At 43.5% G+C, this 15,145-nt stretch carries 12 protein-coding genes, 3 tRNA genes and 1 pseudogene; 14 read left to right on the plus strand and 2 right to left on the minus strand.

The genetic code is table 11. The features are described 5' to 3' along the window. Nucleotides 1-16 precede the first annotated feature (16 nt). The gene (gene plsY, locus QZ169_RS05845) at nucleotides 17-667 is read right to left on the minus strand and encodes a glycerol-3-phosphate 1-O-acyltransferase PlsY (RefSeq protein ID WP_295505282.1); all 651 of its coding nucleotides are present in this window, start codon (nucleotides 665-667) and stop codon (nucleotides 17-19) included. A gap of 190 nt (nucleotides 668-857) precedes the next feature. On the opposite strand from plsY, the gene parE reads away from it, so the two are divergent. The 14 genes and pseudogenes from parE to QZ169_RS05915 all read left to right on the plus strand — a co-directional run bounded on the left by parE (nucleotide 858) and on the right by QZ169_RS05915 (nucleotide 14,073). Further along, complete coding sequence (gene parE, locus QZ169_RS05850) at nucleotides 858-2,807, plus strand: DNA topoisomerase IV subunit B (RefSeq protein WP_295505284.1); 1,950 nt, start codon at nucleotides 858-860, stop codon at nucleotides 2,805-2,807. A gap of 16 nt (nucleotides 2,808-2,823) precedes the next feature. After that, nucleotides 2,824-3,930, plus strand: coding sequence for a hypothetical protein (locus tag QZ169_RS05855; protein ID WP_060976038.1), 1,107 nt, complete (start codon nucleotides 2,824-2,826; stop codon nucleotides 3,928-3,930). 277 nt (nucleotides 3,931-4,207) lie between these two features. Beyond that, nucleotides 4,208-4,957, plus strand: coding sequence for a DUF6261 family protein (locus QZ169_RS05860; protein WP_295505285.1), 750 nt, complete (start codon nucleotides 4,208-4,210; stop codon nucleotides 4,955-4,957). A 26-nt stretch (nucleotides 4,958-4,983) separates the two neighbouring features. After that, a complete protein-coding gene (gene fic, locus QZ169_RS05865; protein ID WP_295505286.1) occupies nucleotides 4,984-5,589 on the plus strand; it encodes a protein adenylyltransferase Fic in 606 nt (201 codons plus the stop codon). A 29-nt stretch (nucleotides 5,590-5,618) separates the two neighbouring features. Continuing rightward, nucleotides 5,619-6,155, plus strand: a complete 537-nt coding sequence (locus tag QZ169_RS05870; RefSeq protein ID WP_295505289.1) for a GNAT family N-acetyltransferase — start codon at nucleotides 5,619-5,621, stop codon at nucleotides 6,153-6,155. A 16-nt stretch (nucleotides 6,156-6,171) separates the two neighbouring features. Next, a complete protein-coding gene (locus QZ169_RS05875) occupies nucleotides 6,172-6,984 on the plus strand; it encodes an aminoglycoside 6-adenylyltransferase (RefSeq protein WP_295505292.1) in 813 nt (270 codons plus the stop codon). An 891-nt stretch (nucleotides 6,985-7,875) separates the two neighbouring features. Continuing rightward, the gene (gene parC / locus QZ169_RS05880; protein WP_295505294.1) at nucleotides 7,876-10,326 is read left to right on the plus strand and encodes a DNA topoisomerase IV subunit A; all 2,451 of its coding nucleotides are present in this window, start codon (nucleotides 7,876-7,878) and stop codon (nucleotides 10,324-10,326) included. A gap of 170 nt (nucleotides 10,327-10,496) precedes the next feature. Further along, nucleotides 10,497-11,522: pseudogene (locus QZ169_RS05885) on the plus strand (branched-chain amino acid aminotransferase); the annotation flags it as partial. Between the two features lie 105 nt (nucleotides 11,523-11,627). Then, the gene (locus tag QZ169_RS05890) at nucleotides 11,628-11,858 is read left to right on the plus strand and encodes a DUF2969 domain-containing protein (RefSeq protein WP_002918960.1); all 231 of its coding nucleotides are present in this window, start codon (nucleotides 11,628-11,630) and stop codon (nucleotides 11,856-11,858) included. Between the two features lie 49 nt (nucleotides 11,859-11,907). Then, nucleotides 11,908-11,988, plus strand: a tRNA-Tyr gene (locus tag QZ169_RS05895). A 13-nt stretch (nucleotides 11,989-12,001) separates the two neighbouring features. Then, nucleotides 12,002-12,073: transfer RNA gene (locus QZ169_RS05900), tRNA-Gln, on the plus strand. A 163-nt stretch (nucleotides 12,074-12,236) separates the two neighbouring features. Next, the gene (rpsA, locus tag QZ169_RS05905) at nucleotides 12,237-13,439 is read left to right on the plus strand and encodes a 30S ribosomal protein S1 (RefSeq protein WP_002909688.1); all 1,203 of its coding nucleotides are present in this window, start codon (nucleotides 12,237-12,239) and stop codon (nucleotides 13,437-13,439) included. 87 nt (nucleotides 13,440-13,526) lie between these two features. Then, nucleotides 13,527-13,598, plus strand: a tRNA-Arg gene (locus QZ169_RS05910). Between the two features lie 70 nt (nucleotides 13,599-13,668). Next, a complete protein-coding gene (locus QZ169_RS05915; protein WP_295505321.1) occupies nucleotides 13,669-14,073 on the plus strand; it encodes an NUDIX hydrolase in 405 nt (134 codons plus the stop codon). A gap of 44 nt (nucleotides 14,074-14,117) precedes the next feature. Here the strand turns inward: QZ169_RS05915 and QZ169_RS05920 are convergent, their stop codons facing one another. After that, nucleotides 14,118-15,104: an L-lactate dehydrogenase gene (locus QZ169_RS05920; protein WP_002895436.1), complete on the minus strand. Its 987-nt coding sequence runs from the start codon at nucleotides 15,102-15,104 to the stop codon at nucleotides 14,118-14,120. Nucleotides 15,105-15,145: the final 41 nt, after the last annotated feature.

Below are 15,145 nucleotides of genomic sequence, written 5' to 3' on the forward strand. Positions count from 1 at the left end.
GTTGTTCACTTCCGTTTTATTTCTTAGCCTCAGGATTTTGATGTGTAATATTCAAGCCCCAAGGGATTAAGTTTTCTTTTTTCTGTTTGATACGTTGGATATTGTCCTTGTGCCGGAGAACAATAATCAAAGCCAGCGCAATGATAATCAGAGTGAAGAAGAGGTCATAGCTGGTCAGTATAAAGCCGACTAGAGGAAAAAGCAGCGCCGACAGGATAGCGATGACTGCTGAGAGAACACTTGCCAGAGAAATCATACTCCCCAGATAGAGGATGCTGGCAAAGATGATAATCAGATAGACAAAGAAGGCTGGTGAGAAGCCCAGAACAACCCCTGCACTGGTTGCCACAGCCTTGCCGCCCTTAAAGCCAGCAAAGATGGGAAAAGTATGGCCAATCACGGCCAAGAGGCCAAAGACAAGCGGCGAAACTCCCTCAATATGCAAAAAGAAAGGCAGCAGGGTCGCTGCAGTTCCTTTGAGAAAGTCGATAGCAAAAGTAGCCGTTCCCGCTGTCTTTCCCAAAATACGGAAGGTATTGGTCGTTCCGGTATTGCCGCTGCCGTATTCTCTCAGGTTCTTTTTAAAGAAAATTTGCCCAATCCAAAGTCCAGTCGGAATAGAGCCCAGTAAGTATGCCAGTATTAATCCAATTATCGTGTTCATCATGATTTTATTATACCATTATTTCGCTTTCTTACAATAGAAAAGGATAGAATTTATAGCAGGAAATGTCTACTCGGATATTGGATTGTTCTCCGTTTGAAATCCGTTCTCATCAGCATTTTTTTCAAAAAAATCTTTGCAATATTTGCCAAAAACTTGTAAGATAGAAAAGATGAATCATTAGGAGGTTCTTGTGGCAAAAAAGGAAATCAATATTAACAATTATAATGACGATGCCATTCAGGTATTAGAAGGGTTGGATGCAGTCCGCAAACGTCCGGGTATGTATATCGGATCGACCGACGGAGCTGGACTCCACCATTTGGTCTGGGAAATTGTGGACAATGCTGTCGATGAAGCCCTGTCTGGCTTCGGTGACCGGATCGATGTGACTATCAACAAGGACGGCAGTCTGACCGTCGCAGACCACGGACGCGGGATGCCAGTTGGCAAGCACGCCATGGGTATTCCCACGGTTGAGGTTATCTTCACCGTTCTCCACGCTGGCGGTAAGTTCGGCCAAGGTGGCTATAAGACCTCGGGCGGTCTCCACGGTGTAGGTTCCTCTGTTGTCAATGCCCTGTCCAGCTGGCTGGAAGTGGAAATCACGCGGGATGGAACTGTTTACAAGCAGCGCTTTGAAAATGGCGGAAAACCAGTCACTACGCTCAAGAAAATCGGCACTGCACCTAAGTCCAAGTCTGGGACCAAAGTGACCTTCATGCCAGACGATACGATTTTTTCAACGACGGACTTCAAGTACAACACTATTGCTGAGCGGCTTAAGGAATCAGCCTTCCTGCTCAAGAATGTCCGCTTGTCACTGACCGATGCGAGGACTGGCGAAGAAGTAGAGTTCCACTATGAGAACGGGGTTGAAGACTTTGTCAGCTATCTCAATGAAGACAAGGAAACCCTGACTCCTGTCCTCTATTTCGAGGGCGAGGAGAGCGGCTTCCAAGTTCAGGTGGCCCTCCAGTACAACGACGGCTATGCCGATAATATCCTGTCTTTTGTCAATAATGTCCGCACTAAGGACGGCGGTACCCACGAGACGGGGCTCAAGACTGCAATTACCAAGGCCATGAACGACTATGCCAGAAAGACCGGCCTGCTCAAGGAAAAGGACAAGAATCTGGAAGGATCAGACTACCGTGAAGGTTTGGCTGCTGTCCTGTCCATCCTGGTCCCTGAGGCGCACCTGCAGTTTGAAGGCCAGACCAAGGACAAGCTGGGCAGTCCTTTGGCTCGTCCGGCCGTGGACTCCATCGTCTCTGACAAGCTGACCTTCTTCCTCTTGGAAAATGGCGAGCTGGCATCTAACCTCATCCGCAAGGCCATCAAGGCCAGAGATGCCAGGGAAGCGGCCCGCAAGGCGCGTGACGAAAGCCGGAACGGCAAGAAGAATAAGAAAGATAAGGGCTTGCTCTCAGGTAAGCTGACTCCAGCCCAGTCCAAGAATCCAGCCAAGAACGAACTCTATCTGGTCGAGGGAGATTCTGCCGGTGGGTCTGCTAAGCAAGGCCGTGACCGTAAGTTCCAAGCCATCCTGCCCTTGCGCGGTAAGGTTATCAATACCGCCAAGGCTAAGATGGCTGATATTCTCAAGAACGAAGAAATCAACACTATGATTTACACGATTGGAGCGGGTGTTGGGACAGACTTTACTCTTGAGGATGCCAACTATGACAAGATCATCATCATGACCGATGCGGACACCGACGGTGCCCATATCCAGACCTTGCTGCTGACCTTTTTCTATCGCTATATGCGCCCGCTGGTCGAGGCTGGCCGCGTCTATATCGCCCTGCCGCCTCTCTACAAGATGTCCAAGGGCAAGGGCAAGAACGAAGTCGTCGAGTATGCCTGGACCGATGGCGAGCTGGATGACCTGCGCCGCAAGTTTGGCAAGGGAGCCCTGCTTCAGCGCTACAAGGGGCTCGGTGAAATGAACGCTGATCAGCTTTGGGAGACGACCATGAATCCCGACACCCGCACCCTCATCCGTGTCACCATCGAAGACCTGGCCCGCGCCGAACGCCGTGTCAATGTCCTCATGGGCGACAAGGTCGAACCACGCCGCAAGTGGATTGAGGATAACGTTAAGTTTACGCTTGAGGAGAGTGGGGAGATGGTGTTTTAGGGGGATATAGCAAAGTATGTTTATAGCAATACAAAATGTTCAGCAAAATAATTTACAAATATCACAAGAGTGGTGGTGGGTAGTATTTGCTCTGATAATGACTACGATTTTGGGACCGATTATAGTACATAGTTTAAAAAATAGATTTGACAATGCAAAAAAGATAGATATAATTGGAAATAGTATTTTAAACATAAATAACAGAACCGGAGTGCCTGAACTGGCAACTTCTGGACAACAATTATATTCAAATTTTATATTAAACACTCTAACTGTAGAAAATAAAAGAAGTGCTAATCAATCAGTAACAGAAATTGAATTATATAATATCAGGAAAAGCAAAAATGATTTTCAAGATATTCAATACGATGGTGGTTTTTTTGAAAAAAGCCAAAAATTTGTACTCCTAGCTTATAATAACGGAACTGAAGAAGCGATACTAAACCAATATACTATTAAGTTTATTAGGCGTGAGAAAGACACTTTTAAAGAAATCTACGAAACAGAGAAAGTTCTACAAAAACCCTTGATGTTAAAATCTGGAGATATTAAGAGTTTAATCATATATTCATTCGAGGAGTTTATTTCTGAATTCGAACGAAACAGCCAGTTAGAATTTATAAATGTTTTAGTTTTTGATAACAATGGAAAAAATATTCCAGAATTGATATTAGCTTTAGACTTCAATAGAAAAGAAAAGAGATTTCATGTTGGTCAACGAGGTGCTGCTGGTTCCAGGATTGGCGAGGTTCCATTGATTAATTTGCTTGAAGATACCAAACAAAAATCTGTTGCTTGCTCCCAACGATTAACTCCTGGCGCTAATGATGTTAAGTTTTCCATTTTAGTCGATAGAAGTTGTAAATTGAAGTATAATGTAGCTGTTAAATGTGGTAAGAAAATAATAAAGGATAAACAAAAATATTCTATAGATATTCGAGTTCCTGTGTATAAACAGGAAAGGGGGACTCTTTTTGGTGATTTTTATACATTCTTATTTAAAATGAATCATGCATTAAATGATGATATTGATTATAATAAAGATCTAATCAATACTTTAAATAGCGATTTAATTTATGATAAATATTATGCTGCTAGAACCTTTGCTAACGCAAAAATATAGTTAGCACTGTGATGAATGCTGCCATAGCATACAACAAACACCTCACCAGATTTTCTGACAAACTCGCCAGAGCTTAAGTGAGACCGTCAGATTTTCTGACGAAGTGTTTTGGGGCAAATTCTGTTTGGCAGAAAATCTGGCGAGTGTTTTTTGAGTAAAAGACGAACGTTTGTTTTTCTGGCAAGTAGTTTTAAAGCAAAAAACCTTTTCAGAAAATCAGAAAAGGTAAAAAGGGAATTAAAGTTAAAATAAATAAAAAATTTAGGAGATTATAAAAATGAAAAAAATTTATGGAATTACTAGTGTAGATGTTCAGACTTTGGAAAACAACGAATTTTTCCAGCTCATGTCCGAGAGTCGGAGCGAGGTTGCGGCATTTATCAAGGAAAATAAGGTGGACGGCATTTACACGACCAAGCTGGATGAGATGGACAAACTTCTGGAACAGTTGCAGGGCGGGCTTCATCAGACCAAGTCCAGTAAGCTGGTGGCTAGTCTGGATCAGGCTGACCGCGAGCGTGATGATGCCTTGGGCACGCTCCAATCTTTAGTTCGGGCCTTTGCACGGGTCAAGGATGTAGCGACCAAGGAAGCTTATGAGACCCTGTCTCAGCTTCTGAAAAACTACACCGGCCTAGCTGTAACTAGCTTGGAAAAGGAGACCGAGGGCATCAACCACCTACTCCAAGAGCTGAAAAAGCCGGCCTACCAGACAGCACTGGCTAAGCTCCATCTGGAAGCCCATGTCGACAGTCTGGCAGCTGCTCAGAAGGCTTTTGAAAAGGTCTACAAGGAGCGACTAACTGAGCTTAAGGGCAAGACACCGAGCCAGAATAAGAACGTCCGCCTCAAGCTGCAAGAAATCTATGATTTTCTAGTGGATTTCACTGTAATCATCGCCTACGCTTATGCTGAAAGAACTCATGTGGTCAATCTCCGCGACCACCTCAACACTATCCGCAGCCGCTACAAAAAACGAAAACCAGCTAAGAAGGTGAAAGAAGAAGTGGTGGCGGAGGCGAAGTAGCAACTTCTGACGAAAGGAGAAAGCCAATGACGCTTGACAATAAACTGGGTCTGACAGATTCGCTTGAACTAGCCAAGATGGAAGAGAAAATCAGCAAGACCCGAGCTAAAGAGCTTTTTGAAGAGCAGCTTCTGGACGATAAAGCAGCTGGAACTTACGCTACTCTGGCCTTTATTCATAGGTTCTTGTTTGAAGAAATCTATGACTTCGCTGGCCAGATTCGGACAGTCAATCTCTCCAAAGGGAATGTTCGCTTTGCTCCTGTCATGTATCTGGCAACTTCCTTGGAAAATATCGACCGCATGCCTCAGCAGACCTTTGATCAGATTGTCGAAAAGTATGTGGAGCTAAATATTGCCCATCCTTTCCGCGAGGGAAATGGCAGAAGCATGAGGCTTTGGCTGGACCACCTAATCAAGGCTGAGCTGGGGCAAGTCGTGGACTGGTCTCAAGTCGACAAGGAAGATTACCTCCTAGCTATGGAGCGCAGCCCCATTCGAGACACAGAAATCAAGCACGTCCTCAAGCAAGCCCTCACAAAGGACATTCATAACCGCAACCTCTACATGAAGGGCGTAGACCATAGTTACTACTATGAAGGCTATAGCCTATATAAAGCTGAGGACTTGTGAGGTAAGATAGTTTGCAGAGGAGTGATTAGATGACAATGCTTGAAACAGACCGTCTCATCCTACGAGACTTCCAGGAATCTGATTTGTCGGCTTTGATTGCTTTGAATCAGGATCCGGAGGTCATGCAGTATTTCCCGAAGCCATATAGTCAAGCGGAGTCCTTGCGCCTTTATCAGGGCATTCAAGATGAAGTTACGGCTTATGGCTACAGTCTTTGGGCTGTTGAAGAAAAGGACAGTCAGGAGTTTATCGGCTTGGTAGGTCTGCACCATTCGGATTTACGAATTTTTGCTGGAAAAGAAGCTGTAGAAATCGGCTGGCGTCTGCGAAAAGAGTTTTGGAATCGTGGTTATGCGACGGAGGCCGCCCAAGCCTGTCTAGACTTTGCTTTTCAGCAAGCTGTTTTGTCAGAAGTTTACTCTTTTACATCCTTACTCAATCACCCTTCGCAGAAAGTCATGCAAAAGCTAGGCATGGAATTTGTCAAAGAATTCGATAATGAAAAAGTTCCAGCTGACAGTCCACTTTATAGACATGTCCTCTACAGAATCAAGAGTTTCCACTAAAAAGGTAGGTATTCCCATGAGAACTGAAACCGAGATGTTTAATGTGATTTTGCAAACCGCAAAAGCGCTACAGGTCGAGGCTGTTGCTATGTCCGGCTCGCGGACAAACCCAAATGCTCCCAGGGACGAGTTCCAAGACTATGATGTAGTCTACATTGTAGAGGATTTGGATGGTCTGGTGGCTGACCTGACTTGGTTGGAAAAGTTTGGCAAGCGCATGATTGAGCAGCATGTCCTAGTAGACCATCGACGCCTCTATCTCATGCTCTTTGAAGATGGCAATCGGATAGATTTGACCCTTTGTCCTAAGGAGCACATCGAAGAGTGGGTGGATAGCGAAGCGGATTTCACGGTTCTGGATGACCCGCAGGGACTGTTTTCTCCTTATACACCAACACCTAAGCGTTATTGGACCGCACCCGCCAGTGCAACTGACTTTGATAAATCCTGCAATGAATTCTGGTGGGTCTCAGCTTATGTGGTCAAGGGCATTCATCGAAATCACCTGGTCTATGCGACGGATCATCTGTATGGAATCTGTCAGCAAGAATTGCTCAAGCTCTTAGCTTGGCAAGTTGCAGCAGATAAGGGGACGGTTGATGTTGGCAAGAACTACAAATACCTCTTTCAGTATTTGCCTACTGAGAAAGAGAAAGAATTTACAGCCTTGCTTGACTTTTCTGACCAGAAAAGCCTCACTAAGTCTCTCTTGGCTACCATGGATTTTTTCCACAAAGAAGCCCAAGATTTCTCTCTCAAAACAGGCTTCCACTATGACAAAGCAACCGCAGAGAAGATGATTGAGTATGCTGAGGAGAAGTTGAAATAGTTTCAGAGACACTTGCAAGATGAACAAAATCTTTGGTTAATAATAGTTATTGAGGTGAAATAGTATGTTGGATTTTATGTTTGGAATATTTGCTATGTTATTCCCATTTCTTCCGATTGTGTCCATAATCTTATCAATATATATTGCCTTACAAAATAATAAACTTGGCAAAAGATTTTATGGTTTATTTTTTCCTGTGATTATTAGCATATGTAATATTTGGTTGTTTCCCATAGATCGGACAGATATGTTTCACGATGCTTTAAGGTTTTATTTTTTTCTAATTGATTTTTGTTTACCTATGCTTATTTCTTCCACGCTCTATCACTCAATACGCTTATATTATTTATACAAATCAATCAAGTGGAGAGTCTTCCCTATAAGTATCTGTTATTTATTCGGTTTAATTTTTCATTATCTTAATACAATGCATTGGGAGGAGCTATTTCGAGGGCAAAAGTTTGTATTTGATATCTTGCTGATATCAACTGCTATAATTTCTTATTTACCTTGTCTATATTTGTACATACTTCAAAGAAGAAAGAACAATCCATAGGGAATAGTTGCATTTGCTTAATCTAAATAAGTGTTTGTGAATGACTTAAATAGTATCTAAAAATATTTTTCTTAAGTACCAATTTTAATGTAAAAATCTACTCCACATTCTTTGAAAGGAGTTGAACACGCCCTAAATGATGTGTGAAAACTCCTTCCCCACCATTTAACAACGTATTTAAACTACAGAAAGGATAGTTTGGTTACTTATAGTAACTGAACACGGGACTAAGACTTAGGAAAAAAGGTAAATCGCTTAAGGTTCATCGAACCCTGCATCGATTTTCTATTTTTCTACAGAGATTTTCTGCAAGCCGAAACGTCCCTTTGTATCTTATGAGTAACATTCAAAACATGTCCCTTGAGGACATCATGGGAGAGCGCTTTGGTCGCTACTCCAAATATATCATTCAAGAGCGAGCCTTGCCGGATATTCGCGATGGCTTGAAGCCTGTTCAGCGCCGTATTCTTTATTCGATGAACAAGGATGGCAACACCTTTGACAAGGGCTACCGCAAGTCAGCCAAGTCAGTTGGGAACATCATGGGGAATTTCCACCCCCACGGTGACAGCTCCATCTACGATGCCATGGTCCGCATGTCTCAGGATTGGAAAAACCGTGAGATTCTCGTTGAGATGCACGGGAACAATGGTTCTATGGACGGTGATCCGCCGGCGGCTATGCGTTATACTGAGGCGCGGCTGTCTGAGATGGCTGGCTATCTTTTGCAGGATATCGAGAAAGATACCGTTCCTTTTGCTTGGAACTTTGACGATACCGAAAAGGAGCCGACTGTTCTGCCGGCAGCCTTTCCTAACCTCTTGGTCAATGGAGCAACTGGGATTTCCGCTGGTTATGCGACTGATATTCCACCTCATAATCTAGCGGAAGTCATTGACGCAGTTATCTATATGATTGACCATCCGTCTGCCAAGGTTGACAAACTTATGGAGTTTCTGCCTGGTCCAGACTTCCCGACAGGAGCTATTGTCCAAGGCCGAGATGAGATTAAGAAAGCCTACGAGACTGGTAAAGGTCGCGTCGTGGTGCGCTCCAGAACTGAGATTGAAAAGCTGAAGGGCGGAAAAGAGCAAATCGTCATCACCGAGATTCCTTACGAGATTAATAAGGCGGTCTTAGTCAAGAAGATAGACGATGTGCGGGTCAACAATAAGGTGGCTGGCATAGCTGAGGTGCGGGACGAATCCGACCGGGACGGTCTTCGCATTGCCATTGAGCTCAAGAAAGACGCCAATACCGAGCTGATTCTCAACTATCTCTTTAAGTACACTGATTTGCAGGTGAATTATAACTTCAACATGGTGGCTATCGACAATTTCACGCCTCGTTTGGTGGGAATTGTGTCAATCTTAACCAGCTACATTGCCCACCGCAAGGAGATTATTCTGGCTCGCAGCCGTTTTGACAAGGCCAAGGCTGAGAAACGGCTCCATATCGTGGAAGGACTGATTCGGGTGCTTTCCATCTTGGACGAGGTGATTGCCCTGATTCGTGCTTCAGAAAACAAAGCAGACGCCAAGGAAAATCTTAAAGTCAGCTATGATTTCACTGAGGAGCAGGCTGAGGCTATTGTCACTCTCCAACTCTACCGTTTGACCAATACAGACGTCGTGGTTCTGGAAGAGGAAGAAGCAGAGCTGCGCGAGAAGATTTCCATGCTGGCAGCCATTATTGGTGATGAGCGAACTATGTATAACCTCATGAAGCGTGAGCTCCGCGATGTCAAGAAGAAGTTCGGCAATCCGCGTCTCAGTGAGCTGCAGGATACGGCAAACGCCATCGAGATTGATACAGCTAGTCTCATCGTTGAGGAAGAAACTTATGTCAGCGTGACTCGTTCTGGTTATATCAAGCGGACAAGTCCGCGTTCCTTCTCAGCTTCGACCCTAGAAGAGATGGGCAAGCGTGATGATGACCGACTGATTTTTGTTAGTCCGGCCAAGACGACCCAGCATTTATTGATTTTCACGAGTCTTGGAAATGTCATTTACCGGCCTGTTCATGAGCTTGCAGACATCCGCTGGAAAGAAATCGGAGAACACCTCAGCCAGACTATCAGTAACTTTGATACCAAGGAAGAGGTTATCTATACAGAATTGCTAGACAGCTTTGAGGAGGGCACTTACTTTGCAGCGACCAAGTTAGGTCAAATCAAGCGTGTAGAGCGCAAGGAATTCAGTCCTTGGCGGACCTACAAGTCTAAGTCGCTCAAGTTTGCCAAGCTGAAAAATGAAGACGATCAGGTCATTGCTCTGGCGCCGATTAAGCTGGATGATGTCATGCTCGTGACTAGGAATGGCTATGCCCTTCGCTTCAATATTGAGGAAGTACCAGTTATCGGAGCTAAGGCGGCTGGGGTTAAAGCCATCAACCTTAAGAAAGACGATGTCCTAGCGGCAGCCTTTATCGCCAATACTGACTCACTTTACCTCCTGACTCAGCGAGGTTCGCTCAAGCGTATGGTAGTCGCTGATATTCCTGTTACCAGTCGGGCAAATCGCGGTCTTCAAGTTCTGAGAGAGCTTAAGACCAAGCCACATCGTGTCTTTGCAGCTGGACCGGTCTTTGGCCAAGCAGTGGACTTTGACCTCTTCACAACAGAAGCAGAAGCTAGTGAGGATCAGATTTTGCAGGTGCTTTCTAATAAAGGAACTGCCTATGAGATTAATCTAGCTGATCTCAGCCTGTCTGAGAGAACCAGTAACGGCAGCTTCATTTCTGATACTATTTCAGACGAAGAAGTCTTCTCAGCTTATATCAAATAATCATCAAACCAGTTCACACGAGCTGGTTTTTTTTCAATTTCTAAAAGTTTGATAGTGGCACAAAAGATTGAATAACAAAATTTTCTGAAAATTGAAAATAATACTTGAAAATATCTTAAAAAGGTGTAAAATAGGGAGTATCTAAAAATGAAGTTTGGAAGAAGAGGAGAAAGACCATGACTGTAAATCTTGACTGGGAAAATCTAGGATTCTCATATATGAAATTACCTTATCGCTATTTAGCTTACTATCGCAATGGCCAGTGGGAAGAAGGAACGTTAACGGAGGACGCTACGCTCCATATCTCTGAGTCGTCTCCCTGCCTTCACTATGGTCAGCAGGCTTTTGAAGGTCTGAAGGCTTATCGAACTAAGGATGGCAGTATTCAGCTTTTCCGTCCGGATAAAAATGCGGAGCGTCTGCAGCGGACAGCTGACCGCTTGCTCATGCCGCAAGTTCCTACGGAAATGTTTGTGGATGCAGTCAAGCAGGTTGTCCGAGCTAATGAAGAATATGTTCCACCTTATGGAACAGGGGGAACCCTTTATATTCGACCTCTCTTGATTGGAGTCGGCGATATTATTGGCGTAAAACCAGCTGAAGAATACATTTTCACTATCTTTGTAATGCCTGTCGGCAATTACTTCAAAGGCGGTCTGACTCCGACTAACTTCATTGTCTCAGATGACTATGATCGCGCGGCACCGCACGGAACTGGTGCGGCAAAAGTGGGTGGCAATTACGCTGCTAGTTTATTACCAGGAAAGATTGCTAAAGATAAGCATTTCTCAGATGTGATTTATCTAGATCCTGCAACCCATACCAAGATTGAAGAAGTGGGATCTGCCAACTTCTTTGGCATCACTAAGGATAATGAGTTTATAACGCCGCTCAGTCCCTCAATCTTGCCATCCATCACCAAGTACTCTTTGCTTTATCTGGCGGAGCATAGACTAGGACTCAAACCGATTGAGGGTGATGTTCCTCTGGCAGACTTGGGTAAATTTACTGAAGCTGGAGCTTGCGGAACAGCTGCAGTTATCTCCCCTATCGGAGGTATCCAGCACGGCGAAGATTTCCATGTCTTTTATAGCGAAACAGAAGTCGGCCCAGTCACTCGCAAGCTGTATGACGAATTGACTGGTATCCAATTTGGTGATGTTGAAGCACCAGAAGGTTGGATTGTGAAAGTATAATCTAAAAACTGTCCTTGATTGGGCAGTTTTTCTTCGATTCTAGCCTAAGATAGCTTGCGTACTCAGTCTTTTTCGTGTACAATAGAAATTTGAAAGAGGTAAGTTATGAGTAAAAAAGATAAAAAGATTGAAATTCAAATCACAGATAGCAAAGTGAAAGTCGGAGCAGACCAATTTGACGGTTATCGTCTTGCTATTGGCAAGAAGGTTATCGGAGAGATTGCCGAACTAGATGGCCAGTTTGCAATTATCAAAAATGGAAATGCTGAAAGTTTTTATAAAAAACTTGAAAGAGCCGTGGAAACTTTGATTGAAACCTATAATTTAAGCAAATAGGGCTTGCATTTTCATTGTATCAATGTTATAATAGATAGCGTTGATTGTCGGAGAGATAGCGAAGAGGCTAAACGCGGCGGACTGTAAATCCGCTCCTTCGGGTTCGGGGGTTCGAATCCCTCTCTCTCCATTCTTTATATTAATGGGGTATAGCCAAGCGGTAAGGCAAGGGACTTTGACTCCCTCATGCGTTGGTTCGAATCCAGCTACCCCAGTTCTTAGGTAATAGATCTGATAAAATAATAAAATGTCTTCAGGTGTTTTATTTCTTTATAGGATGGAAATCGTTAACGATAGATCAATGTCATTTGCGGGTGCTTAGGAAAATAAATAAGTAGTATGTCAAGCGAAAGTTTGATTGTTGGAGGATTTTTTTAGATGAATGAATTTGAAGATTTGCTAAACAGTGTTAGCCAAGTTGAGCCAGGTGACGTCGTTACTGCTGAAGTATTGACTGTTGACGCTAACCAAGCTAATGTTGCAATCGCTGGAACTGGTGTTGAAGGTGTTTTGACTCTTCGTGAGTTGACAAACGACCGCGACGCTGATATCAACGACCTTGTGAAACCAGGTGAAACACTTGAATTGCTTGTTCTTCGTCAAGTAGTAGGTAAAGATACAGACACAGTAACTTACCTGGTATCTAAAAAACGTTTGGAAGCTCGCAAAGCTTGGGACAAATTGGTTGGTCGTGAAGAAGAAGTTGTCACTGTTAAGGGCACTCGTGCTGTTAAAGGTGGACTTTCAGTTGAGTTTGAAGGACTTCGTGGATTTATCCCTGCTTCAATGCTTGATACTCGTTTCGTTCGCAACACTGAGCGTTTTGTAGGTCAAGAGTTTGATGCTAAGATCAAAGAAGTAGATCCAAAAGAAAACCGCTTCATCCTTTCACGTCGTGAAGTTGTAGAAGCTGAAGCTGCAGCAGCACGTGCTGAAGTCTTTGGTAAGTTGAATGTTGGCGATGTTGTAACTGGTAAGGTTGCTCGCATCACTAGTTTTGGTGCTTTCATTGACCTTGGCGGAGTTGACGGATTGGTTCACTTGACTGAATTGTCACATGAGCGCAATGTATCACCTAAGTCTGTTGTATCAGTTGGTGATGAAATCGAAGTGAAAGTTCTTGACTTGAACGAAGAAGAAGGACGCGTGTCCCTCTCTCTTAAAGCAACAACACCTGGACCATGGGATGGCGTTGAGCAAAAACTTGCTGCAGGCGATGTGATTGAAGGAACTGTAAAACGTTTGACTGATTTCGGTGCTTTCGTTGAAGTATTGCCAGGAATTGATGGACTGGTTCACATTTCACAAATTTCACACAAACGTGTTGAAAGCCCTAAAGATGCCCTTAAGGTTGGTCAAGAAGTGACTGTTAAGGTTCTTGAAGTGAATGCTGCTGATGAGCGTGTATCACTTTCTATCAAGGCTCTTGAAGAACGTCCAGCTCAAGAAGAAGGACAAAAAGATGAGAAACGTCAATCACGTCCTCGTCGTCCAAAACGTCAAGAAAAACGTGACTTTGAACTTCCAGAAACTCAAACTGGATTCTCAATGGCTGATTTGTTTGGCGATATTGAATTGTAATTAGATAAAAGAAGTTGAGAAATCTCAACTTCTTTTTCTGATTTTCACTTGTATTTTCAAAGAAAATCAGTTATAATGAATTAGTTGCCACCCTTAGTGTAATGGATATCACGCAAGATTCCGGTTCTTGAGATGGGAGTTCGATTCTCTCAGGGTGGATGACTTAAAATTGGGCTCCTCGGAGTCTTTTTTTGCTCTTTTTTTTGGAGGAAAATGCAATGACAGTAAAATTAATCGCCATACCTTGATCAAGAAAGACGGGAAGTATTTGCTTATCAAACGCTCGAAAATAAAGCGAGGTCGTCCTAATGTCTATCCATCTTATTGGGATATTCCTGGTGGGAGTGTAGAAGAGAATGAAATGCCTAGAGAGGCAGCTCTACGTGAGGCTATGGAGGAGGTTAATCAAAAACTTCAGATTGATAAGATTATTCACGAAGATAGTCAGTTTGATGCTAGCAAAGATACTGTCTTTACACGCCTAGTTTATGCTGGCGAGATTTTGGCAGAGCGTGATATTATATTGGATTTAGAAGAGCACACAGACTTTGTCTGGATTTCTTCTTTGAAAGACATAGAGAGCGAGCTCATCGTACCTTATTTTATAGATATTTTTGCTGACAAATCCATTTAAAGCAACTAAAAAACATCCCCTTTAATCAGGAGATGTTTTTATAATTAGTTTTTAGATGCTTCTTGGAATTCTGGATTCTTCCATGCTTCATCAATAATTGCTTGCAATTCTTTAGCAGAAGCTTGCATTTTTTGAGTTTCAGCATCATTCAGAGGGATGTTTACTGGACGTACGATACCGTGAGCACCAACGATAGCAGGCTGACCAATGAAGACATTTTCAACACCATATTGGCCTTCTTGGAAGACTGACAAAGGCAATACAGCATTTTCATCGTCAAGGATAGCTTTTGTGATACGAGCCAAAGCAACCGCGATACCGTAGTAAGTTGCACCTTTTTTGTTGATGATAGAGTAAGCTGCGTCACGAACGGAGATAAAAAGATCAACCAAGTCTTGTTCGTTCAAGTCACGGTTAGCTTGCAACCATTGCTCCAATTTCACACCTGCAACGTTAGCGTGTGACCAAACCGCAAATTCAGAGTCACCGTGCTCACCCATGATGTAGGCATGGACAGAACGAGCATCGATACCAATCTTTTCAGCAAGAGCTTGACGGAAGCGAGCTGAATCAAGTGAAGTACCTGAACCAATAACACGCTCTTTAGGGAAACCGGAAAATTTCCAAGTTGAGTAAGTCAAAACGTCAACTGGGTTAGCAGCAACGAGGAAGATACCGTTGAAGCCTGATTCTACGACTTGAGTAACGATAGATTTGTTGATAGCCAAGTTTTTACCAACAAGGTCAAGACGAGTTTCACCTGGTTTTTGAGGTGCACCTGCAGTGATAACAACGAGGTCAGCATCCGCACAGTCTGCATAAGTAGCTGCATAGATTTTTTTAGGTGAAGTGAAAGCAAGGGCGTGGCTAAGGTCTTCAGCATCACCGACAGCCTTTTCAAATAATTGAGGGATTTCAATGATACCAAGTTCTTGAGCAATACCTTGGTTTACAAGAGCAAATGCGTAAGATGAACCTACAGCACCGTCACCGACAAGGATGACTTTTTTATGTTGTTTAGTAGCAGTCATTTCTAAACATCTCCTTATTTTTTTAGGGAATATTTCCCACA

This window comes from uncultured Streptococcus sp., from assembly GCF_905372115.1.
Classification (GTDB): domain Bacteria; phylum Bacillota; class Bacilli; order Lactobacillales; family Streptococcaceae; genus Streptococcus.

What these genes read in the sequence shown, in the direction of transcription:
- QZ169_RS05875 (WP_295505292.1), top strand. Translation starts at nt 6,172, where the DNA reads ATGAGAACTGAAACCGAGATGTTTAATGTGATTTTGCAAACCGCAAAA.
- fic (WP_295505286.1), top strand. Translation starts at nt 4,984, where the DNA reads ATGACGCTTGACAATAAACTGGGTCTGACAGATTCGCTTGAACTAGCC.
- plsY (WP_295505282.1), bottom strand. Translation starts at nt 667, where the DNA reads ATGATGAACACGATAATTGGATTAATACTGGCATACTTACTGGGCTCT.
- parC (WP_295505294.1), top strand. Translation starts at nt 7,876, where the DNA reads ATGAGTAACATTCAAAACATGTCCCTTGAGGACATCATGGGAGAGCGC.
- QZ169_RS05920 (WP_002895436.1), bottom strand. Translation starts at nt 15,104, where the DNA reads ATGACTGCTACTAAACAACATAAAAAAGTCATCCTTGTCGGTGACGGT.
- QZ169_RS05870 (WP_295505289.1), top strand. Translation starts at nt 5,619, where the DNA reads ATGACAATGCTTGAAACAGACCGTCTCATCCTACGAGACTTCCAGGAA.
- QZ169_RS05855 (WP_060976038.1), top strand. Translation starts at nt 2,824, where the DNA reads ATGTTTATAGCAATACAAAATGTTCAGCAAAATAATTTACAAATATCA.
- rpsA (WP_002909688.1), top strand. Translation starts at nt 12,237, where the DNA reads ATGAATGAATTTGAAGATTTGCTAAACAGTGTTAGCCAAGTTGAGCCA.
- QZ169_RS05890 (WP_002918960.1), top strand. Translation starts at nt 11,628, where the DNA reads ATGAGTAAAAAAGATAAAAAGATTGAAATTCAAATCACAGATAGCAAA.
- QZ169_RS05860 (WP_295505285.1), top strand. Translation starts at nt 4,208, where the DNA reads ATGAAAAAAATTTATGGAATTACTAGTGTAGATGTTCAGACTTTGGAA.